The sequence below is a fragment of the Bacillus sp. BPN334 genome (genome assembly GCF_008368885.1).
Taxonomy (GTDB): Bacteria; Bacillota; Bacilli; order Bacillales; family Bacillaceae_G; genus Bacillus_A; species Bacillus_A wiedmannii.
In genome coordinates this window covers 403,709-427,229 of sequence record NZ_QOZW01000013.1, presented here as the reverse complement: position 1 = coordinate 427,229, position 23,521 = coordinate 403,709, and the positions used below count along the sequence as shown (strand labels likewise).

The following is a 23,521-nucleotide window of genomic DNA, read 5'->3' as shown; positions in this document are numbered from 1 at the left end:
AACGCTTTTCTTTATTTCTCAATATTAAGACCCTGGGATTTTTATTATTAATCCTGTAATATACGAGCCAGAAGTAAATAAAAAGACTTACTCTGCACTATTGAGGGAGAATCTGAGGGCCATCTCAATATGTGGCTACATAGAGTCTCGCCACCAAAACTTGGATATTATACGCTAAGAGACAGTTCAGGTTTAAAAGTCGATTTTCACACGTTAAGGAATTTCCCTTCTTATGTTTCTAGCATATTCACGCATCATTTTTTAAAAATACAGTTGAGATGAGTTCAAAAAAATAGAAAGACCTCATTCAAGAATACTTATCATGAATGAAATCTTTCTCTTATAAAAGATATTTAATTACCACCTTGAAAATGGTATATGTGAATTGATTTTAAACAATTAAGTTCAACTAGTTCTATTGCATTAAAATTGCATTTATATCTTTTTAACAAATTTAGATTTTAATTTCATAGCTCCAAAACCATCAATTTTACAGTCAATATCATGGTCACCATCTACTAAACGTATACTTTTTACTTTTGTACCGATTTTCACAACCGATGAAGTTCCTTTTACTTTAAGGTCTTTGATTACTGTTACAGAATCACCATCGTTTAAGACATTTCCATTAGCATCTTTAATAACCTTTGTATCTTCACTATTTTCAGTTTCTGATTCTAAAGTCCACTCATAAGCACATTCTGGGCAAACAAAAAGATTTCCATCTTCATAAGTGTATTCTGAATTACATTTTGGGCAATTTGGTAAATTAGACATATTTTTATTTCCTCCACACTTTATCATTCTATATGTATTTTTAAAAATTTCTGTTAACAACTTCATAAGAATAGCAATTATGAGCTTTAATTTAGAAAAGTGGTTCTTATCCGTATCTCAAACACCTATTTTCATCCCATAGCTTTCAATTTCTTAATAATCATGTTCGGTGTCGCCCATTCGTCACGGTCAAAGTCAGAAATAGACACTTCGATGTTTAAACGCTCTTGAAATTCTACTAATAAAGATACTGTAGCAAAAGAATCTAGAATTCCTTCTTCAAATAATTGCACATCTGGGTTCTCTTTTACGATATCATTTTCACATACTTCTTCTAACACATTTAACACTTGATCTTTAAATTCAGACATTATTTTTTCTCCTCTATAACTATAATTTATATTAAACTTCTTCATAGACTTCTATTTTTTAACACATTATTTTTAAAAATCTATCCCATCATCATTACAAAATTATGCCTGGTCTTTGTATAATAGTTCTTAAGGCATAACAGATAGTTGTTCCCCGGAACATATGTGATTACAAATCTGGTATTTGTTTCTTGTGGAAAAGGAATATATATAATAGATACCGTTTATATAATCCATTTTGCGTTTAAACGTAAGGAAAATATTCTCTTCTTGCTGTTCGATAATCATTTATTGGATGTATGAAAAACCTTCTTGTTCACACCCTGTAAAAATATTCTCCGCATTCGCCAAAGTAAACTTTCTCCTTCTCTATTTTTATAAAAGGATTAAAAGAGTGGATCAAACAAACTTTGTATGTGAAGTGAATTTTTTAAAAATCTAATGCATTTGTCTTATTCTTTATTGTATTCACTTCCTGGGATTGCTGAGAAAGCCCGGTACACTCATGAAATGCGAAATGCTTACATCCTATACATTTTTTTGTATTCAAATGTCCTAAAGCACAATTAATAGCTTCCCCGGTATGATCAAAAAAGTTTTCTTTCCCAATCTCAGCATACAATCCACTCTTATCTAATGTTACTTTTAGTTCTGATTGAATTCCTGAAATAAGAAGTATGCCACCTTGTTTTTTAAAATGCTGAACGATATTCCTAAAGTAAGACTCTCCTGTGGTATCAATAAAAGGAACTTTTCCCATACGCAAAATTAGAACTTTTGGTTTATAATTAATAGTCGTTAAAATATTATGTTCAAATGTTTGAGCAGCCCCAAAGAATAATGGCCCTTCTATTGTGTAAATACTAATTTGTGGGCAGTCATGAGCTTTATTTACCACATGTGGTAACAATTTTTCATTCCTTTTTGTATGATCAGGAAGCACTTTTGTTATGACAAGCATATTACTCATACGTTTTGTAAACAAAATAATAGCTAAAATAAGACCAATTTCCACAGCTGTCGTTAAACTAGTAAATACAGTAAGTAAAAATGTTATCAGTAATACAAGAGAGTCTCCAGTCTTCATTTTAAGTATGTGATAAAAATGTTTTTGTTCGCTCATATTCCAAGCTACCACCATTAAAATGGGAGCCATACTAGCAAGAGGAATATGTGAAGCATATGGAGCTAACAGTAAAAGTGTAAATAACACAAATCCCCCATGAATAACACCCGACAGCGGAGATACAGCCCCACTCTTAATATTAGTTGCTGTACGGGCAATTGCTCCAGTTGCAGGAATTCCACCAAATAACGGGGTTACAATATTAGCAACTCCCTGACCGATCAGCTCTTTGTTACTGTTATGTTTACTATTAGTCATCCCATCTGCCACGACAGCGGATAAAAGAGATTCAATTCCACCGAGCATCGCAATAACAAATGCAGGACCAATTAACTGTTTTATACGTTCTAATGTGATTTCTGGTATATCAAACTGAGGAAGTGTATTTGGAATCGTACCATATGCTGTACCAATAGTAGGTACCTGACCTGAGAAAAATACAGTTGCAATTACAGTTGAAATAACAACACCCACTAATGAACCTGGTACTTTTGGCAAAATCTTTGGTGTGATGAGTATAACCAAAAAGCAGATCAAAGCAGTTATAACACAATAAAAATTGGTAGTATTGATATGCGTAAAGATTTCCTTCAGATTCGCTGAAAATTCCTCATGCTTTTTTATACCTGTTAGACCTAAGAAACTAGCAATTTGTCCCGTAAAGATAATAACAGCAATACCTGACGTAAAGCCAATTGTTACAGGACGTGGGATAAACTTAATCAAAGATCCTAGTTTAAAAATCCCCATAAGGCATAAGATGATTCCGGCTAATAAACCAGCAAGCAGTAAATTTTCATACCCATAGGTAATTACAATCCCTAAAAGAATCGGAACAAAAGCACCTGTAGGCCCTCCAATTTGATACTTCGAACCACCAAATAGTGAAATGAGTATCCCAGCAATACATGTTGTATAAATCCCATACTCCGGCTTAACGCCAGAAGCTATAGCAAAGGACATAGCAAGTGGAATCGCTACAACTCCGACAATCATTCCAGAAAGAAGATCCCTTTGAAAATGTCCCAATGAGTATCCTTCAAACCTTCCCGTAAATAACCCTCTCATTACAAACCCTTCTTTTCTATTTTTAATAAGTCTTACTTCTTTTGAAAGAATATTTTTTTAATAAAATTGAGTTACAAGTGCGTTTCTCATACCCTTATACAGACAATCTTTAACTCTTTACACAAGAAAATCATCCTAATATTGGTTATATGTTTTACTTAAATGACGTTCTAATTTACCAATATCTCCTCCTTCTTGTATATAGGAATTTAACCTTTCTACTAAAAGGAAACTACCTCGACTATCTAAATTTTTCATTTCAATAAACGATTTAATTTTCACATTATCTGGGGTGCAATCTCTACGAAACATTTGCCCCGGAATTCCATTCCAGAAACGATTCCATTCGTTCAGTAACCCTATTTGATCAAATAAAAAGCTTTGAATCCCACATAACCAAGCTGTACAAGCTGTATTTCTCTTTTGACATCCAACTCCATCCTGTAGATGCTGGCATGAAAAACAGCAAGAATGCCCACTTTTAATACAAACATTACAAACATGATGGGCTCCTATTGAGCTAAATACTTCAATCCCATGCTGAATGATATCTTCTTTTTTAACGTCAATGCTCAACCTATCCCTCCGTTACCATGGTTTCACTTTCTGTTTCATCTAGCTCTTCTAACATTGAAATTGTATCGATTAAATGGTTGTTAAAAATTTTACGTGCAACTATCAGTAAATCCACAATCATAGGATCTCGTAGAGAATATAAAACTCGTTTTCCATCTTTAGTACCAACAACAATGTTTTTTGAACGTAGCACACTTAATTGTTGAGAAACAGCTGAACCTTCCTTGTTAAGGATAGTTTGAATTTCATTTACACTTCTTTCACCCTCTGACAATAGTTCTAGAATACCTATTCGCAATGGATGTGATAAGGCTTTAAAAAAATCAGCTTTAAATTGTTGCATTTCATTTCCCATAACAACACCTACTTATTTTTGATTAAAAACACAAAAGTATCATATACATCTTCAAATGTTTGAATATGTATATGATACTTCCAGGACTTTGAATTTTCAATATAAATCTTAAAATATTAAATAAGAAACAAAAAGTACACAAAACATTTGCTACACTCAATTCGCAAAGAAACAGCATCAGATTCCATTGTCATGAGCAAAATGGACTCTTACTCTCGGCAAAACAGTCTTATACCAGCACTAAGGGACGTATTGAAAAACACTGTTTAACGTAGATTATATTTTTTTCAAAACCTTACGCCGATAGATTCTACGAAGATTGAATTTATGCGAAGTTACGAATGCCTTAGCACACGTGATTTTTTTGGAAAATACGGGGGTTTTCGAGAATGAGCACTACAAGACCAATTACAGCGTGCCAGTGCATTAAATTTAATTATCAATACAATCAGCATATAGAATACTGTATATCTAACCAATGATTATTCAAATAAAAACTCCCGTATCATTAAACAGATACGGGAGTTTTTTTATCAATTTCACTTTCCTCATTGTATAAACTTTACTTTTCAGACACATCGCTCACATTTTAACGATTTTATACACCAGGCTATTCTCAAAAATCAATAGCACAATTTTAATAATAATTTTGATTTTAATAATGCGGTCTGAGACACTACTCTTCTTCTAAAATAGCGTAAGAATATTCATCCCACCATTCATTTCCATGGGGTATACACTTCCTGAAATATCCTTCTCTTCTCATTCCAATTTTCTCCATCACTCGATATGACGGGATATTTTGTGGCTGACATGTAGCTATAATTCTATGTAATTTCATTTCCTTAAATCCATATTTTAATGTAGCTTGTGCTGCTTCAGAAGCATATCCTTTATTGAAATATTTAGGATTGAATACCCACCCAATCTCATAAGTATGCTCATCAAAATATTTATGAAAAACAATATGACCAATCAGAATATTTTCATCTATCAGTATCACAGGAAAGTTCTCTGCATTTTCACCCATATTTTTATTTACAAAGTTTCTTGTATCTTCTTCAGTAAAAGCCCCTTCGGGTATGTATTTCATAACATCGCTATCTGATGTATACTCATGGACAGCTTGCCAATCTTTGAACTCAAAATTTCGTATTAATAATCTTTCTGCTTTTATAAACATTTACTTTTCTCCTCTCAAAAAGTTGTTTCTTTACTTCAAATCCCAATTTAACCCTTAAATTAAAAAGAGCTTGTAGGAATTTCTACAAGTTCTCTTTAATTTAAGATGAATTTATGGAACAAACAAACTATCTTACAGATTCATCATTAAAACTAAGGGAATAGTACTTTGACAAATATATCATATAACAAATATTAACATCCGTAAATTTCGAAAATTATGTTAATTGAGAACGGAAATAGCTTTTTTCTTAACTGTTCTTAATTTCGTTTACTACTAACTTCTTTTTACTTAAATAAACTGCTCGATCTGATTTTTTTCAACTCTTGCCAATGCGTAACAACAATTACACATTTACTTTCTTGATGTTCGAGTTCCTGATACAATTATATTTAATAATATAAAAAGGTATCTTATAATAAATAAGCAAAGGTCTTTACTTCATTGTAAGGGCTTTTATTTTTTATAAAAATCCATCCTAGAAATGTTATAATTACTCCATTCCTTTTATATTAATAAGAAGAATTTAAAAAGATTAGAATATTTAAAGAGAGGAGGAAACTACTAATGTATACACAAGACAATTTTTATAAAAAATTAATTGAGGAACAAAGGATAGTAAATATTATCCTACTCAACGGAGTTAGAATACCTGGAATCATTATTGCTGTGGATAAATTTTCAGTGCTAATCTCTAGCAATGGAAAGCAACAATTCCTATATAAGCAAGCAATTTCAACGGTCGCTGTATAAGATACCGTAAGTTTTGATGTTTCATTATTAATATTCTACACTTTAAAATTAAATTTGAATTATATTATATTGTATGAAGCTATAAAAAAGGAATCCTTATTAAAAGCATCCACCCCAGGAAAATATAAAGAGATACATAAATAAAAAGAATTAAATATATTATAATATAAAAACAAATAAAACATATTGAGAAACAGATAATTAGATTGAATATCCTGACTATTAAACATAAAATGAGTATGAGTCTAATAGCAACTAATCTCTAACCCTTGTATGAAAAAGAGGTCGAGTATCATGACCTTTTTTCCATACGTAATTTTAGCCTGTTCATACAGGCTCTTTTTATTTGATAGAAAAGAAAAATTTTTGCTATACTATATGCACAAAAATATATGCAAAATCACAAATAAAACAAGGACAGCCTGACATAGCTGCCCTTGTTTTATATTTATTCTTATAAGTTTCTGGAATATCAACAATACTTTTCCCTTCTGCATGCTGTTGTATTCCTTTACGTACGGCTTGGGCAGGTCTCGGATCATTTATTGTTTGCTTAGAACTGCTTCATGCTGTCATTTGAAATTGGTAGCAAGAATCTCACTGATTGGGTCTTGAAATCTTAAAAACAAATGCAAAAGGACACACCTATAGCATGTGTATGCGTAGGTGTGTCCTTTTGCAAGATAGATTTAAAGGTATTCTGTTACTTTCATCATATCATACTCCTTATTAATTATATATATAAATTTAACGCACCGTAAAAAATATTTTTTTGGAGAGTAAATTGTCGGATCTACTTTTGTAATTTTCTAGGGACCATTTTTCAATCCTGTCGTTTGTTACCAGCTTCAAACACTGCACCATTGTAAGCATTTCTATGCTTTAATAGTTATCCAAATACACATGTACAATTATCTAAAAATTATGCAACTAAAGGTTTTTTGCAAAGTTTTTTACAAGCAAAAAGTTAGGATAGGATATAACTGAATTCTATGAATTTATAATTTATTACTGTAACAAAAGTTCAATATCACGGTTGAACTATCCCGCTTTTATTTCGTTTAGAATTGGGCGGTTCTGCTTACTTGTAAATTCTTATTACTAGCTACTCTATATATTGTCTAAAAGCTGCCTTATCTTTAACCATTAACTGTTTATTCCCAATGGATGTAATGAATCCCAATTCTTCAAATTTACTAAATTTACGGCTGATTGTTTCCCTTGTCATCCCTGTATAATTCGCCATTTCTTCTCGTGTTAACGGCAAATTTATAAGTATTCCTTTATTGGTTTCCTGACCATACTTTTCACAAAACTCTAGAATTATATAAGCAATTCTAACTTCTGGTTCATTCGTTGCTAGATTGTGCGCCAAATTTTCCGTTTGCGCTAATCTTTTTGTAACGAATTTTAACAATTTTAATGCAATGCTTGGATTTCTCTCCATAATACTATCCATATTAGCCTTTGTTAACATACAAATTTTCGTATCCTCCATCGCATATGCACTAAAATTACTTTTTTCCTCAGAATTAAATATGTTTAATTCGCAGAAGCATTCACCACTTGTTAATATGTGCAAAATTTGTTCTTTTCCTTGTAAAGTCAATTTAGATAACTTTACTTGCCCCTGATTAATTATATATAAAGTGTCGGACTTTTCTCCTTCATGAATTAATGATTGTCCCTTTTTAAACTGTTTATGCTTTGTCATTGAGGCTATTTTTAAAATTTCCACATCAGATAAGGATTTAAAGATTAGTACCTTTCTCGGACAAGGTAGTACCACATTTTTTTGCATATTTCCTCATCTATCCTTCCTTCTTTTGCTAAAATTTGAAGATTAGTCTTTAAATTATTATATCTTTTCCTAAAGTACAAACTAGTGACCTATATCACTTTGAAAGATTCTTTTCATACAAAAAGTAACGAAAAATTATAAACTCTTCTCGTTACTTTTTTCTTTTCTAATCTTCTATTGGTGCAAAATGCTCAGCATCTTCTCCACATACTGGACATACCCAATCTTCTGGTAATTCTTCAAAACTTGTTCCTGGTTCTATATTTTCATCCGGACCTCCGATTTTCGGATCATAAATATAACCACATGGTAAACAAATATATTTTTTCATTATAATATCCTCTTTCTATTATCATTTTAAGATTATATTTTCTCTTTTACTTTGTTCATTATTTCACTTATATTCGTATTTTTCATATCAATCTCTTCTAATAATACTTGTTTTTCAATCGCAGACTTGTAAGGGATGGATGCGACAACCCCTTCTAATGAAATGACACCTACTATTCTATGATTCTTGATAAATAACTTAGTATACCTCTCTTTACCATCTTCTTCAACAATAGTTGTATCACATTGTTTTTCATTAACAAATCCAATTGAGAATAAAGATACATCGAATGCATTAAAGATAGTAGTTGGAATTGCTTCCTTATAAATTGCAGGATTAGAAACCATATTACTTCCTGCAATTTTCCCTTGATCCATCGCTCGTCCCCATAGCCCTCCAATTTCACCATTTACTTCTGCTACATCCCCAGCAGCATATATAGATTCAATATTCGTTTCCATCTTCTCATTGACAATAATACCTCTATTTACATGAATAGGAGTATTATTTACTAAATCAATGTTTGGAATAACCCCAATTGAATACACAACACTATCACAATCTATTAGTTGTTCACCATTCATTTTTATTCCAGTTACGACTTCTTCTCCAAGAATGGAATCAATATTTATATTTAAATATACTTTTACTCCGGCACTTTCAATTTTTTCTTTTAATAAAAGAGAAACTTTTTCATCTAATTGTCTTCCCATTAGTGTAGCTCCAACTTCTACAATGGATACTTTTTTACCAACTTTCATCATAGACCAAGCTGTTTCTAACCCTTGTACACCTCCACCAATGTTTACCACATGCTTTTTATCTTCTAAACACGCTTTAAAGTTATCCGCTTCCTGCATGTCTCTAATTGTAAAAACATTTTTTTTATTTATTCCATCTACTGGTAGCCTTCTATTATTTGCACCTGTGCAAATTAATAATTTGTAATACGAAATTTTTTGATGATTTGATGTAACAATATTTTGCTGTTCTGTATTAATTTTTACTACCTTTGTTTTTGTGAAAATTGATATATTATTATTTTTGTACCATGTTTCTTGTTTGATTAAAACTTTTTTACTGTGTAAATCTGAATATAGCTCTTTTGATAATTTAATCCTGTTATAGGGCAAAGATGATTCTTCACCAAAAATTAATATATTTGAATTCTTGTCATGATCTCTAATTGTCTTTGCAGCATTTACAGCAGCTACTCCACTCCCGATAATTACAAAATTCTTTTCCATGTTTTCACCTACGTTCTTCTTTTAATTAGAACTTAATAATAAATCCGTAACAAATGTTGTTGCATGTTTAATTCGTTTTGTTTTCTCTTCATCATTTGGAGAAAATCTTACACGAATAGGGAATTCAACATGAGTCATACCAGTAGACTTAATAACATTTGATGTACTTTGTACATTCATATTTGTTTCATTTAGGTAATCTTGTACTACCTCAATTGCTTCACCACTCCAACCGTACGATCCAAATACAGCTGCGATTTTCCCTTCTAAGTTCATTTCCTTCATTTCTATTAAAATTTCTTCTAAGTTTCCAATCATATCTGCGTATTTAGTTGAAGATCCGATGAAGACTGCATCAGATTCTTGAATACTTTCTAGAATCATAGCTTTATCCGATTTATCTGCATTAAATACTGTTACTTTAATATTATCTGACTCAAATGTTTCTTTAATAATATTCGCGATTTTTTTCGTATTATTTTTAATGGTTGTATATATAATAGTTACTTTTTTTCCTAGTGTTGTATCTTTACTCATTTCTGCATATAAATTAATATATTTTTGGACATCTTGACGTAAAATGTACCCATGAGACGGAGCAATTATTTGGACTTCTAAGTCTTTCAATGCTTCCATTAACGTTCTGACATATCTTCTATGCGGGTGAATAATCGCATTATAGTAGCCTATGAAATCTTCCGTAATATCTTCATTCACTTCATCGTTAAAGAATTCATAATTCGCTACATGTGTACTGAAAATATCACATGGAAATAATATTTTATCCTCTATGCAATACGTAATCATTGTTTCTTCTGTATGAAGATATGGAGTTTCTTTAAATTTCAACGTTTTCCCACCGATATCTAATGTATCTCCATCTTTTACAACTAAAAAGTTTCTGTGATGTAATTTATACATTTCCTGCAACTCAGGTACTGCAATTTCCGTGCATACGATTGTAGCATTTGTAGCTCTTGATGCTAATGCCGCCAATCCACCTGAATGATCAGGTTCTGTATGGTTTACTACAATATATTGAATTTCTTGTGGATCAATTAATTCACTTAAATATTCTACAAATTCCCTTCCAAACTCTATGTCAACTGTATCAATCACTGTTGGTTTTTCAGTTTTTATAAGATACGCATTATAAGTTGTTCCTTTTGCTAAGATTAAACGATGAAACGGTACTTCCCTATTATCAATTTTCCCTACCCAATATATATCTTCAGCTAGCTTAATTTCTCTATTCATGTTTTTTAATTCCTCCTCATTTTTATCTCTTACCAACAAATGTATTATAAAAATTTTCCTAAGATAAAAAGAGGACTTGAATCACATTTTGTAAAAACAAATAAAAAATACTTTAGCAAATAAAAATTTACTACAGTATTTTTTATGGCATATTTATTTTGTAGCTACAAGAACTAAGGCCTGTCCATTGGGTAAATACGCTTCTTTTTTAAAATTACCGAAAGTTTCTACAGTACGAAAACCACATTCTTTTAACATGGACAGTAGTTGTTTTTTTGTAATAGGATATAACAGAATACTGTTTGCTAGTTCTTTATCATCCACATTCAAAGTTGCAGTAAATAATACTTTCTCTTCTTCAAGCATATAATCACGCTTAAACGAGAAATGTTTCTTTTCTATTACTGGAAATTTAAAATCATTTCCGGTTAACACTTTTTCATAATTTACAATTTGAATAATTAGTTTTCCGTCTGCTTTCAATTTTTTATAAGACCCACAGATAAAATTAAAGATTTCTTTCTTATTATTCAAATGAACAAGTGTATTTCCAATACAATAAATACAATCAAATACTTCAGGCACATTTTCAATTTCTTGCATGCCAAATGTATTTACACTAAATCTCCCTTCATAAACTGATGCTTTTTTCCGAATTCTTGCAGCCAGGCTCTCCTCTGGTTCCATTGCAGTAACAATAAAACCCTTTTCAGCTAGTGCTTGGGCTACATTCCCTGTTCCTGCGCCCACATCCAGTATAGAGCTTCCTTTTTTTAAATAAGAGACTATAAAGTTTATTTGTTTCTCATTTGCAGGAAAAATCCCATCATAATATGGCGTTAACATTTGATAAAAAGTCATTATTTATACAGTCCTTTCAGGGTATAGGATTCAAATCATAATCAATTACTACCCGCGAATAGCAGGATATTATATATGAGATAGAAAGAAACTATTAGAGTCAGTTTCCTTATGAAAATATTACCAAACACTCAAAAACTTACTAATTTTCACAGTAATGCTCTAGCTAACATTATTACTGAAACAAAAAAGTAAATAGAATTTATACTCTCTAAAATCCCCACTTTTAGAATTGAAATATCTCTACCATAAAGTAATATAGATCGTATCAAACTTGGTATAAAGACAATGGTAAACCACGGTGATACAATTAAAGTCGCAATTACAAGTAAAGAATGATATCCCCATGAAACTAAGCGATACGTTGGATTCTTTTTCTCACGAATCATCGTCTTCACAAAAAATGTACTTCCCATAAAATATAAAAATGATATAGTTGCAACAACCCATATCTTCTCATCAACTGTTTTCATTGTGAAATAATAACTAATGATTCCCCCTATACAAAACAAAATAATAGCGCACATGTCATTTAGTAAAGCTCGTTCGTTTTTTTTGCGAGAAAAGTAAATATTTACGAAAAAACATGGGAGCATAATAATGGAAAAGAACATAATACGCCATTCATATATAAGAGCAATAATCGCACAGACACAAGCCACACTAAAATACAGAAAGAAAGAATGTAAATAATGCTGTTTTCTTGGTTGTTTTACGTACATTAATAAAGGATATGTGGCTAAGTACACAAACAACCATGCTAAAAAGAGCGGTATATGATACCAGGTCCCTTTACCAATTAAAATTCCCAAAATAAATGGAATAAGCAACATTCCCCATGCCCCATGCTGCTTTGGAATAATTAACTTCCTTCTTCCAACACCTTTCCCAAAAGTTTTTTATCAACAATGTCATAAACTGATATTTACACAAGAATTCATATCATTAACCCTATAAAAACGATATTCCAATAGTTTTTAACATTCTATGCTACTGAATCAAACAATGAGCTTTAGAACAATATCTATATAGGATAAAGTGACACTTTTATCAGTCATTATTTTCTTCTTTCCCCATCTAATTTCTTTGCTTTCGCTGTTTTTTGAGGAGGAGGTATTACTAGGAGTAAGCTTTTTATTAAAAATAAACTATATTGGGAAAAGATACTGTGAGTGAAATCACTGCATTATGATTTCATACCATTCATTTTCTATGTCTATATTTAGAGCAGCATATTCATTTAGAAAATAATATTCTATTTCCACGTGCAATTGCACAAGCTTAAATAACAAAAAAGTGAACCCATAACTTAGTAGTTGTAGGGAACTAAAGCAAAAAAATGGGACATAAGTCAAAAGTGCTCATGTCCCATTTTTTATACGTTATTTTTCTGTTTTCGTAATACTTTTGGAATGTATACACAGTATGGTTCACTTTCCATGTAATCACCCGTCATGGCAAAAGCTCTAGATCGAGATCCTCCGCAAACATATCGGAACTCACAAACTCCACACTTCCCTTTATACTTGTCCGGATTACGCAAATCTCGGAAAATAGGGGCGTTTCGATACATATCAGCTAGCGGTGTTGTTCGAACATTCCCGGCTTTGATAGGTAATAGCCCACTTGGATACACATCCCCAATATGAGAGATAAATACAAAACCATTTCCATCATTCACCCCTTTTGGAGCACGGCCAAGTCCATCAATCTGCCCCGTCATTCCGTTCATCAAGACATCCTGATATTGAATATCCTTATTTGTCTTTTTATTCTCTCGTATTTTTTGTTGAATCACAACACGTCTGTAGTGCTGAGCAGCCGTTGTTTTAATATCAAAAGAAACTTTTTTACTTAATTGATATAGCCATTGGAATACTCTTTCATGTTGAACTGGTGAAATCATATCCGTTTCCTTTCCACGTCCCGTTGGAACTAAGAAAAATACACTCCAAAGCACACATTCTAATTCCTCTACTAATTTTGCCATGTCTTCAAGTACATTCACATTATAATTAGAAATAACAGTATTAATTTGAACAGGAATCTCCAATTCATGTAAATAACGAATCGCATTTATTGTTAATTCAAATGATCCCTCTACACCCCTAAAATGATCATGTATTTCAGCTGTTGGCCCATCTAAACTAAATGCCCATCTAGCAATCCCTACTTCTTTTGCTTTTTGAATGGTTTCTTTCGTAACGTTTGGAGTAGCACTTGGTGTCATAGATACTCGAACACCCTTTTTTATCGCATAATCCGCAATATCATATATATCCGGACGCATTAACGGATCACCGCCGGTAAAAACAAGCATCGGATTATTCATTTCATATATATCATCAATTAGTTTTTTACCTTCTTCAAATGTTAGTTCAAGAGGATGACGATGATATTGAGCTTCCGCACGACAATGAAGACATTTTAATTGGCATGCTCTTGTTAACTCCCATATCACAATAAATGGATTTTCGTTAAAATTACGATTAATCAAAATTAAACCCTCCTTTCGATTTATATCCCCATTGTAAAGTTATATAGGCATTCCTGCAGTGAGATACATCACGCATGAATAACAGGGCAAATTAACGCTATACTAGCTTATGATATTTACCACATTTTTTCGTTATGTAAAAAACATTCACATTTTCTGTCACAAATGTGACTTCTTTCACAGCTTCATTGAGCGACTTGATATAATTTTTTTATAATAATATGCCTGAAATTATTAAGGAGTTGTACATATGAAAGAAGACATGATCAAACAGCATTTACGGGAAGTCTCCCTCTTTAAAGAACTCTCAGAAGAAGAGCTTCAGCCTATTGTCGATATTTCACAAATACGAGTTTATAAAGTAAAGTCATTTGTATTTATGCAGGGTGACATACTTGATCGTGTGTTTTTTATCCACTCAGGCAAGATAAAAATTCAAAAAACGGATGTAACCGGTAAAGAACAAATTGTTTCTGTGCTTCAAGCTGGAGAAATGTTCCCCCATGCGGGTTTCTTTCGAAAAGGTACATTCCCAGCACATGCCGAAACACTTGAATCTGCGCAATTAATTGTTACTCCAATCGCTGAATTTGAAAAAATTTTGATTCAGTATCCTGAATTATGTATAAAATTATTTAAGGTTCTTGGAGAAAAAATTGTAGATCTTCAGGATAGATTAGAAGAGCAAATTCTTCATAATACGTATGAAAAAATTATTAAGTTATTACTTCGCTTATGTAAATCCAATGGTATGCAGGTAAATGAGAAATATAAATTAACGACTCAATTTACAAATCGAGAACTCGCCAATATGATTGGCACATCGAGGGAAACGGTTAGTCGTACAATTACTCAATTAAAAAGAAAAGAATTAATAGATATTGATGAAAACGGCTGTTTCATTATTATTCCAGATAAATTGGAAGAAGAAATTACTTAATTGAACGCAAATTACCTCATGATTTATTAAAATACCCCCACCTCTCTTCTTTGGCTTCCTTAAAATCTTGAGGTGGGAATCTTAACCACCTTGAAATAGTGGGATAAAAATTTTTCTTTGTCACAGATTTTATCATTCAATTCTCTCTTTTAAGCTCTATATTTTAATACTTCTTTTTGTACAGCTTACTCTACTAATGCTTCCTACTTTTCTCTTCAAGTTTTCAAAAAGCATATGTGTGATTTACCTCACTCTTTATTCATTATCTCTATGTTACATTGTTATTGAGAATTAATATCACTTATTTCCGAGGTGAACGTGATGACAAAAATGATTGATTTTAGTCAAACCGTTTTTGATTTAGCTAACAAGCACCCTGAAATCATCCCTATCTTAAAAGAACTAGGCTTTAAACAAATAGCGAAACCTGGCATGCTGTACACGGCCGGACGTTTAATGACTATTCCCAATGGATGCCGGATGAGGGGAATTTCTTTCGATGTAGTAAAAAAGACTTTTATAAATAATGGATTTAACATTAAAGAATAGAGGAGAATTTTTATGAGCGAAATCATTAACAATCGTGAACAAGAAAGTATAAATAAATTCGAAAGACAAGCTACCTTAAAGAAAATTATTAAAAATCTTCATAACGGAAAAAGTGTGGAAGAAGTAAAGGCCCAATTTGAAAAAGCAGTCGGGAATATTACCGTAGCGGAAATTTCAAAGCTTGAACAGTCACTTATGGAAGAAGAAGGAATTCCTGTGGAAGAAGTACAACGTTTATGCTCAGTGCATACAGCTATTTTTAAGGGGTCAATTGAAGAAATTCATCAATCCGATAAACCTGAAGATCTAGCTGGGCATCCAGTTCATACATTTAAGCTTGAAAACAAAGAAATTGATAAACTTGTTAACTTCAAACTTCAACTTCACTATGAACGTTTCGAAAAAAAAGATAGTAAAGAAAACGTTTATAAACTCATCGAAGATTTAAATCTGTTGTTGGATGTGGATAAACACTACAGCCGTAAAGAAAATTTGCTTTTTCCCTATTTAGAAAAATACGGGATTTACGGCCCGACACAAGTAATGTGGGGCATCGATGATGTCATTCGTAACGCGATCAAAGATGTGAAACAAGCATTAACTAACTATAATGGAGATAAGAAGACAGTTTTAGACGGCATATACTTTGTCATCCGTGAGATAACTGAAATGATTTTTAAAGAGGAAAATATTTTGTTTCCGATGGCACTTCAAACTCTTACGGAAGATGAATGGATTAAAATCGCTCATGAAAGTGATGGAATTGGCTATTGCTTATCAGATCCTGCGGGTGTATGGAAGCCTGAAAGAAAGGCTATACAAGAGCAGGCTATATCTGAAGGATTCATTCGTCTAGAAACTGGCATACTATCTTTAAAACAACTAGAGCTGATGTTGAACCACTTGCCTGTGGATATTACGTACATTGATCAGGATGATGTTGTACGCTACTTCTCTCATGGAAAAGAACGAATCTTTGCTCGCACAAAAGCGGTAATTGGTAGAACAGTTCAAAACTGCCATCCTCCAAAAAGCGTTCATGTCGTTGAAAAGCTCTTGGAAGACTTTAAATCTGGAAACAAAGATTGTGAAGATTTCTGGATTAAGTTCAAAGATAAATATGTTTACATTCGCTATTTCGCTATACGAAGTAAAGATGGAGAATACATGGGTACCCTTGAATTCACACAAAATATCAATCCAATTCAAGAAATCCAAGGGGAAAAACGGATTCTTTCGTAAGTTATGATTGTCACAAGCTCCTTGTTTTTTCTTTAAAGAGGATAAATATTTGATTTATCCTCTTTAAGTAGAAAAACATATTATTTAAGAACCTACCTCTTTTTTTATAATTATTTTTCAAAAATGAAATTCTCTTCACTCTCGTTATATAAAAGGTATCAAGAAGAAAAAAGGAATAAAAAATCTTGCTGTTAACGTTAATAAGAAATCACCTGAGATAATATCATGTTCTGTTAAAAAACTAACCCCTGCAAGAATTCGCTTTCATTTTTCAGAAAATATGATAGAATTTTCTTTGGATGGGAATTCGTATACATCTTATTAAAATTAAAGTGGTTATCAAGTCGAAGAAAAGGCACTTAAGTGAGTGTCTTTTTTTTTATCATCCTTTTTTACTTCTTCAGCAAAAAGGACAAACTTCCGCCATGATTCTGCGTAGATTTGTCCTTTTGCAATAATTATTAATATTTAAATGTTTTGCGTATAACATTTGGTTACTTCACATCTAGATTTTGCATCGCATTGGTCATATGTTTGAATAAACTTTTAATTAAACTCTCAATAATACAATTTTTTCAGGTACCTTTAAATCTCTTTTTTCAAACTAAGATTATTTTCTTTCAGATAATTTATTGCATCTTTGTTCACCCCTCGTAAATCTATTCCTTGTTTTTCCGCTGCAAATGAACATCCACAATAACATTGACGGAAAACATCATATTCATTACACATTTCAATTGAGCGTTGATATCCATTACTTTTTTTAAAATCACTTGGTAAATAACGTGAATCATAATTTTGTTGCACACCAATTCCAAGTTCATTTATTAATTGACTATTTTTATTTTTAGAAAGAGTAATTGCACTGCCGAAGTAATCAAATCCCCTTTCCTGTGCTACCTCAGCTGAACGATCCAATCTCATATCAAAACAAGCTGAACAACGAAGCCCACCTTCTGGCTCTTCTGCCAAACCTTCCTCTTTTACCATTTTAAAGAATACATTTGAACGATAGTCATCTTCAATAAATTCTACTGTGTGCCCTGTACGATCATTAAACTTGTCTACAAAAATTCTTTGTTCATTAGAGCGTCGCATGTATTCACTTTTCGGATGGATATTTGAATTTGAGAAGAAGATTGTAACATCTGCATGTTCTGCAAGAAATTCCAATGAAGAAGTACTACAAGGAGCGCAACACGAATGAAGTAACACTTTTGGTCTTTCGTTCCTTGCTTCCCAATCTTTAATCATTTTTCTTAATACTTTGTCATAATTTATTTTCTGGTTCTTCATTTTTTTTAAATACGTTTCAACATCTAGCACTTCTTTCACAACTAAACCTCCTATTTATTTTTATTTATCTATTTTATCATTCGCATCCATAAATACAAATATAGTTATACTTATCTATTTATCAGTCTTAAAACGGTTTTTATGGACTTTTGATGACGGTCCAAATAATGTACGTAGTCTATTAACTTTATGTCTACAATATATTTTAAATCATTCTTTTTCATCACAAAATCTTTTGGGTTACCTTTTAACTGATAATACTTCACGTTAAGACGAATAACTACTATGATGATTACCAAAAATCCTATTATATATAACATTGTTCCTTTCTCCGTTTCTTATTGTTTAGCGAACCTATTCTGTAAATACTTCACGTGTTTCTTCTCAATATCCTTACCTGTAATATTAGCTCGCAAAATAGTTTGGTAGATATGCTCAACCTCGTCTTTTGTTAGTTTCAGATCAATATAAGATTCAATACATTTTTTCAGATCGTTATAATATAAGATATGTTTATCTTTCGAATGAACATTTACCCTTTTTAGACTGCATTTTGGATGAAACGCCGCAATAGAGATACACGGCAGCTGTTGTTCCATCACCCATTCAATTGCTTTTATATGTTTATAATTTTGTCGAAATGGGTTTTGAAAAGAGGATTTCTTTCTAAAAATACCCTGTGTCCATCTGGCTGATTTCTCACTTCCATAGATCCAGCCCTCGTAGTTCTTTGTCTCTATAACAATTACACCTGTTTCTGCAATAACAATATGGTCAATTTGCGTTGTATCACCATACTCCGTATGAACCGTCACATCATGTAGCACATAATAACTTTTGGGATCTAATTTGCCCAATATACGTTTCACTAGTCTTTCCCCGGCTTTCCATTTCGGTACATGTTTTTTTAAAACAATGTTCAAAGGAATCAGAATCACAATGAGAATCAATTCAAATATCAATACTTTCATAATAAAAGCCTCCTTTTCACACTCTTGCGTTTCTGCGCATCAAACGATATACATACGTTTCTAACCCTAAAATAAAATATGACATACATAAGCCTTTTATCACCATCTCTACGAATCCCAATGCTAAAGAAACAAGGAGCCCCCCCAAACTGAAAGGGTCTGGTTACCCTTCTATTTACTGGTTTTTCAATGACTCCAAAGTTAGCCCAGGTAGGTAAACGGTTTTCTACATTCTTTATTGTGCCCATTAATCCGTATTTTAGCGACAGAATGAAACATCCGATTAATAAATATATAATGGAAGAAAAATAGACAGATAGGCCCATAACAATAATTGTGAGCAGCCAACCGATTAAAATGGAATTTCGTAAAACGATATACTCTCGATTTCTTTTCAAAACAAACAGTCCTTTCAAAATAGATAAGGTTATTTTCAATTGAGAAATATTCACATTCAATTATAAGTATAATATGATACATCTCTATTAATTTACGAACTAGCCTAAAGAGGATTGTAATTGATATGTTAAAACTTTTAGTAGATAATACGGTAACAGAACAAGAAACAGATTCAGCTTTTTCAAACCTTTTCACCTGCAAAAATACAACTGTATTTCTAAGTGACATATTATCTCCTATATCGCCGAAGATACTTGAAGAATATGAAAAAAGAAACCAAATAGATAAATAAAAGGTGCTGAATGTAGATTCAGTACCTTTTCTATCTTTATATATAGTTCTTTACATATTAGCAAATAGCCATGGAGCGAGTACGGCTAACATACACAGCAAACAAGATCCTGTTATGACACGATTGGCCCAACGGTAATATTCCGGCTGTTTCGTACTCTCATGAATTCTTCTTAAACGAATACCTGCGATTAACATAAAGGGTGTGAAAATAAGTGCTGTTGCTTTAAACAGGTCTAAAAAATCCGTAAAGATGTTCATAAATGAAAATACATCGGAACTAAACAAGAAGTACACACTTAGTCTCATCGACATCATGCTGATAAATGAGAAAATCATACTTCCGGTTGCCCACTTCATCCATTGACCATTCTTTGTAATTAATGCCATAACCATGACAATAACGCCTAATACGAATGAAATAGCAAAGATATTGACTCCTACTTTAAAAGCCGGCGCATACAATCCTTCAATCTTTTGAATGATTGATGATCCAAATGAATCATCTTTCTCTGTTGTTTTCGTTCGATTGTTTAACCCTTTGTTAAAGGATGACGAAACATCGTTCCCCTTCAATTCATTAAAATCTACTTTTACAGAAGCTTGAGCTGCTTGTAAGGGTATAAGTAGTAAAATCATTAAAACAAGCGTACATAGGACTCCAAGCATCCCTTTTTCTGGTTTCATCACACATCACCCGCTAATTTGGGTTTAATGCTCTTTAATTTAATTTCATTTCCTTCTGCAGCATAATAAAGATCTGCTGCATAATAGATATTTGCTTTTGTATATGCCCCCATAATTGCATTTGCAATTTCTTCTTTTTCTACTGCCACATATGTTTCATTTTCATTGTAAAACTCAATTTCAATTCGGTTAATATTATTATTTAATACTGTAATATGTAATTCTTTTAAGCTATCTAAGCGATTCCCTAATCCACACACCAACTTAAATACTTTATTTGCAATTGTTGGTGGTTTGACATAAGTCGTATTAAAATGAATAGTTTCATCATCTATTAATCCATCCTCCTCAACTGAACATGTCATAATGAACGAATGATTTTGTTTTTCTATTTCTTGTTGACTCAACTTGCGATCAATGAAGTATTTCAAGCTTATTGTTAGATTTTCTATATATTCATCCAGTTCGGTATTTGAAATTTTAACCTCTGAGAATTCCGGAAAAATCATATACGCGTGTATATTAGAACTACTTTTACTTACACGTAATAACTGAACTTGTTTCTTTTCGTAGCGCACCGCTTGTTCTAATTTTTCTACTACGTTGTTGCTTATATGATCGATTGCCATATATAATCACTCCTATTTACTTTAATAAAATTTTTTTCATACAATACTCATGATTTGGTACTATCTATTTAAAGCATTGTAAAATTACGAAGAGTCCTCAATTCTCCTGTTCTAAGACTGTTAATCACCTGAATCTCAAAACATTTTAATATTACAATGACGTACAATTTTTCATTATAGTTGAATATTCTCATATGGTGAATCGTTCTATCCCACTCATTTGTACAAAAACAAAAAAATTTCATCCTTGTACAAATGAGTGAGAAAATGCTGTTTTTCATGCTATCTAAGAAAAAATAACTAGGAGATACATTCATATATTTCCTAGCTATCTACCACTCCATCTAACTAATGTATAGGAATAAGATGAATCAATTTTCAATTCTAAATACAGCAGTTGATTTTCTGGTAATATTTCTCCCCCTGTATGAATCCAATAGCGCTTGTTATTAGATATGTTTATTATGCAGGTGAGTTCTTGCTTTCGTTCTACTATTTTAGCCGTCCATATCACAACCTGAAATTCTTCCTCTTCTAATACTAAATTTTGAACAGAAGTACCATGTGCTGTTTCTTGTAGGATTTTCAGCTGTTCTAGTTCATGAAATGTATCTTCATATCCTAATAATCCCTCTAGTGTATCCATATTGCTTGAAAATGGTATGTCCTCATCAATCGGAAATGAGGTATCATATACTGTTTCAGAATCAGGAGTATAGTGAAAACCCTTAACATGCTCCACTACTTCAGCATCAATTTCCTATTCTAACTTGTTACTGAATTCTTCATCCAAATTCTTTTGAACAGTAATAGCAACTAAATCATATATACCTGCTACATCTTTTTCTAAGGTGATTTCTTTTGTTAGGACAGTAAAACGCTCTTGTTCCCTACCAATAGGTCTATTTTCTCTCGGGCACCAATAAACGGGACGTTCTACCGGTGTATTTTCTCTTTCTTCCCTCTTCGCTTCTTCTATTAGAAATTTTTTTCTTGAATAACGAACTACAAAAAATACATAACAAAATAAACCGATAAAAATGTTTGTAAACATGGTATTCCCCTCTCGATTATGCAAATAAATCGAATTCAAATTTCCCATCGATTACTTTGCTGTTTCGTTCCATTTCTTTTGAGAAGTATCTACTTCTACAATCCATTTACCCTAGAATGCAAAATCTTGTTTATGTATAAGCATACGCTTATCCACATTCAGTGTTTCCCTACTGTTAGTGTGGGTGGATAAAATCTCACCACTAAAACATTTCCTACATCCATAATAATTGCCCCCCAGTTCTTTTTTTCAATAAAAAAAGAAGATCCAAGTATATACATCACTCAGTTCTTCCTTTTCTCCTCTGTAAACTACCTAAATTTTATTAAAATAGTAGTTCTTCACCTGTAATTTTAGATAGCGCATCCCTACCAGCAAATATATCATCCGCTCTTTGGATTACTGTCTTGTTTCCTGCTCTTTTGAATCATCTAATACCATCCAAATGCTATCTTTTTTCATTTTCATATCTCTTCTTTCTTGTAATTTGTTAAGATTCATAACCCAGCCTGCGAACTTGAAAACAGTACAAAAAGGCTTCTTCAAGTCGATTAATAATGTGCATAGCAAAATAAGCTATATATACACTAATCGGCTCAAAGAAGCCCTTTCACAATTGAAACAAGACGTAACTTGCTTCTACAACTCAACCACAACACAAGAAGGTGTGGGAATAAACGGAATCAATCAAACTAGCAATAAAACTATATATTATATAATAACGTTATATATTTCAAGAAGTTTTAATTAAAGTTAACACATTACCTAAAAGAATCCTTTTCCTTAAGCTTGTGAAGGACGATTGTCAAAAAGTATTAGGGTATTGCGTTAAAGGTTAATAATATACTTTCAACTTTATCTAAAAGTTTTCAAAAATTTGTCTTGTTAAACTTGGTTTTCTATTCATACTTATCTCCATAACTTGAAATAGTCCTTTAGGACAACCATTAGTATTGGTGGATATTCCCAAAAATCGCTAGGGTATTTGCATTAAAGTAAAATGACAATAAAGTTATTTAATTGTAAATCCTAAAATACATATAACCCCGTTCTTATTTTAAGAAGGGGTTAAAATAGAGTCGTTTAATTATTAATAGAATATACTTCACTTCACTGCACTTAAAAACACAACAGTTGTGTCATTTAACTCCAATTGCTAGTACACAATTGCGCCCTAATCTAGAATAATCCTTTACTAACCTTACCTCGTGACTCTCTTCTCATCTTTCCATTTTCCTTGTACTTTTCTCCTGAAAATTG

At 32.0% G+C, this 23,521-nt stretch carries 21 protein-coding genes and 4 pseudogenes; 4 read left to right on the top strand and 21 right to left on the bottom strand.

What is annotated here, in order from left to right; translation table 11 throughout:
• Positions 1–435: 435 nt before the first annotated feature.
• The 8 genes and pseudogenes from DN393_RS22320 to DN393_RS32170 form a co-directional block, all read right to left on the bottom strand.
• The gene (locus DN393_RS22320; protein ID WP_064474030.1) at positions 436–777 is read right to left on the bottom strand and encodes a zinc ribbon domain-containing protein YjdM; all 342 of its coding nucleotides are present in this window, start codon (positions 775–777) and stop codon (positions 436–438) included.
• Between the two features lie 131 nt (positions 778–908).
• The gene (dltC, locus tag DN393_RS22315; RefSeq protein ID WP_016135903.1) at positions 909–1,148 is read right to left on the bottom strand and encodes a D-alanine--poly(phosphoribitol) ligase subunit DltC; all 240 of its coding nucleotides are present in this window, start codon (positions 1,146–1,148) and stop codon (positions 909–911) included.
• Between the two features lie 80 nt (positions 1,149–1,228).
• Positions 1,229–1,499, bottom strand: a pseudogene (locus DN393_RS32175) (hypothetical protein).
• 79 nt (positions 1,500–1,578) lie between these two features.
• The gene (locus DN393_RS22305) at positions 1,579–3,342 is read right to left on the bottom strand and encodes a SulP family inorganic anion transporter (protein ID WP_088047404.1); all 1,764 of its coding nucleotides are present in this window, start codon (positions 3,340–3,342) and stop codon (positions 1,579–1,581) included.
• A 135-nt stretch (positions 3,343–3,477) separates the two neighbouring features.
• On the bottom strand, positions 3,478–3,918 hold the full coding sequence (locus tag DN393_RS22300; RefSeq protein ID WP_088047405.1) for a DNA mismatch repair protein: 441 nt from the start codon (positions 3,916–3,918) through the stop codon (positions 3,478–3,480).
• 1 nt (position 3,919) lies between these two features.
• A complete protein-coding gene (locus DN393_RS22295) occupies positions 3,920–4,273 on the bottom strand; it encodes an ArsR/SmtB family transcription factor (protein WP_088047406.1) in 354 nt (117 codons plus the stop codon).
• A 676-nt stretch (positions 4,274–4,949) separates the two neighbouring features.
• Positions 4,950–5,456 carry a GNAT family N-acetyltransferase gene (locus DN393_RS22290; protein ID WP_088047407.1) on the bottom strand — a complete coding sequence of 169 codons (507 nt, stop codon included), beginning with the start codon at positions 5,454–5,456 and terminating at the stop codon, positions 4,950–4,952.
• A 250-nt stretch (positions 5,457–5,706) separates the two neighbouring features.
• Positions 5,707–5,842 (bottom strand): annotated as a pseudogene (locus DN393_RS32170) (ABC transporter ATP-binding protein); the annotation flags it as partial.
• Positions 5,843–6,023: 181 nt separating this feature from the next.
• Here DN393_RS32170 and hfq point away from each other — a divergent pair.
• Complete coding sequence (gene hfq / locus DN393_RS22285; protein ID WP_087985476.1) at positions 6,024–6,209, top strand: RNA chaperone Hfq; 186 nt, start codon at positions 6,024–6,026, stop codon at positions 6,207–6,209.
• 1,105 nt (positions 6,210–7,314) lie between these two features.
• Here the strand turns inward: hfq and DN393_RS22280 are convergent.
• The 7 genes from DN393_RS22280 to DN393_RS22250 all read right to left on the bottom strand — a co-directional run bounded on the left by DN393_RS22280 (position 7,315) and on the right by DN393_RS22250 (position 14,203).
• On the bottom strand, positions 7,315–8,010 hold the full coding sequence (locus DN393_RS22280) for a Crp/Fnr family transcriptional regulator (RefSeq protein WP_149173955.1): 696 nt from the start codon (positions 8,008–8,010) through the stop codon (positions 7,315–7,317).
• Positions 8,011–8,176: 166 nt separating this feature from the next.
• Positions 8,177–8,341, bottom strand: a complete 165-nt coding sequence (gene rd, locus DN393_RS22275) for a rubredoxin (RefSeq protein ID WP_088047409.1) — start codon at positions 8,339–8,341, stop codon at positions 8,177–8,179.
• A gap of 32 nt (positions 8,342–8,373) precedes the next feature.
• Positions 8,374–9,588: an NAD(P)/FAD-dependent oxidoreductase gene (locus DN393_RS22270; RefSeq protein ID WP_149173954.1), complete on the bottom strand. Its 1,215-nt coding sequence runs from the start codon at positions 9,586–9,588 to the stop codon at positions 8,374–8,376.
• A 21-nt stretch (positions 9,589–9,609) separates the two neighbouring features.
• On the bottom strand, positions 9,610–10,845 hold the full coding sequence (locus DN393_RS22265) for an FprA family A-type flavoprotein (protein WP_149173953.1): 1,236 nt from the start codon (positions 10,843–10,845) through the stop codon (positions 9,610–9,612).
• A gap of 153 nt (positions 10,846–10,998) precedes the next feature.
• Positions 10,999–11,706 (bottom strand): class I SAM-dependent methyltransferase, encoded by a 708-nt coding sequence (locus DN393_RS22260; RefSeq protein ID WP_088047412.1) that lies wholly within the window; start codon positions 11,704–11,706, stop codon positions 10,999–11,001.
• Between the two features lie 149 nt (positions 11,707–11,855).
• Entirely contained in the window at positions 11,856–12,539 is a 684-nt protein-coding gene (locus DN393_RS22255) for a YwiC-like family protein (RefSeq protein ID WP_149173952.1), read from the bottom strand.
• 542 nt (positions 12,540–13,081) lie between these two features.
• On the bottom strand, positions 13,082–14,203 hold the full coding sequence (locus DN393_RS22250; protein ID WP_098828670.1) for a TIGR04053 family radical SAM/SPASM domain-containing protein: 1,122 nt from the start codon (positions 14,201–14,203) through the stop codon (positions 13,082–13,084).
• 250 nt (positions 14,204–14,453) lie between these two features.
• Here DN393_RS22250 and DN393_RS22245 point away from each other — a divergent pair, with 250 nt between their 5' ends.
• From DN393_RS22245 to DN393_RS22235, 3 genes are all read left to right on the top strand, one after another.
• Positions 14,454–15,143, top strand: a complete 690-nt coding sequence (locus DN393_RS22245) for a Crp/Fnr family transcriptional regulator (RefSeq protein WP_088047413.1) — start codon at positions 14,454–14,456, stop codon at positions 15,141–15,143.
• A gap of 321 nt (positions 15,144–15,464) precedes the next feature.
• Positions 15,465–15,692: a DUF1858 domain-containing protein gene (locus DN393_RS22240; RefSeq protein WP_149173951.1), complete on the top strand. Its 228-nt coding sequence runs from the start codon at positions 15,465–15,467 to the stop codon at positions 15,690–15,692.
• Between the two features lie 12 nt (positions 15,693–15,704).
• Positions 15,705–16,934, top strand: a complete 1,230-nt coding sequence (locus DN393_RS22235; protein ID WP_149173950.1) for a DUF438 domain-containing protein — start codon at positions 15,705–15,707, stop codon at positions 16,932–16,934.
• Positions 16,935–17,519: 585 nt separating this feature from the next.
• On the opposite strand, the gene DN393_RS22230 is transcribed toward DN393_RS22235, so the two are convergent.
• The 6 genes and pseudogenes from DN393_RS22230 to DN393_RS22195 form a co-directional block, all read right to left on the bottom strand.
• Positions 17,520–18,260 (bottom strand): epoxyqueuosine reductase QueH, encoded by a 741-nt coding sequence (locus DN393_RS22230; RefSeq protein ID WP_370458106.1) that lies wholly within the window; start codon positions 18,258–18,260, stop codon positions 17,520–17,522.
• A gap of 308 nt (positions 18,261–18,568) precedes the next feature.
• Complete coding sequence (locus tag DN393_RS22220; RefSeq protein ID WP_088047418.1) at positions 18,569–19,201, bottom strand: nuclease-related domain-containing protein; 633 nt, start codon at positions 19,199–19,201, stop codon at positions 18,569–18,571.
• 16 nt (positions 19,202–19,217) lie between these two features.
• A pseudogene (locus DN393_RS22215) lies at positions 19,218–19,599 on the bottom strand (hypothetical protein).
• A 343-nt stretch (positions 19,600–19,942) separates the two neighbouring features.
• Positions 19,943–20,578, bottom strand: a complete 636-nt coding sequence (locus DN393_RS22210; protein ID WP_149173948.1) for a hypothetical protein — start codon at positions 20,576–20,578, stop codon at positions 19,943–19,945.
• Positions 20,578–21,207 carry a hypothetical protein gene (locus tag DN393_RS22205; protein ID WP_149173947.1) on the bottom strand — a complete coding sequence of 210 codons (630 nt, stop codon included), beginning with the start codon at positions 21,205–21,207 and terminating at the stop codon, positions 20,578–20,580. Before DN393_RS22205 ends, DN393_RS22210 begins: the two co-directional genes overlap by 1 nt.
• A 328-nt stretch (positions 21,208–21,535) precedes the next feature.
• Positions 21,536–22,261: pseudogene (locus DN393_RS22195) on the bottom strand (hypothetical protein).
• Between the last annotated feature and the right edge of the window lie 1,260 nt (positions 22,262–23,521).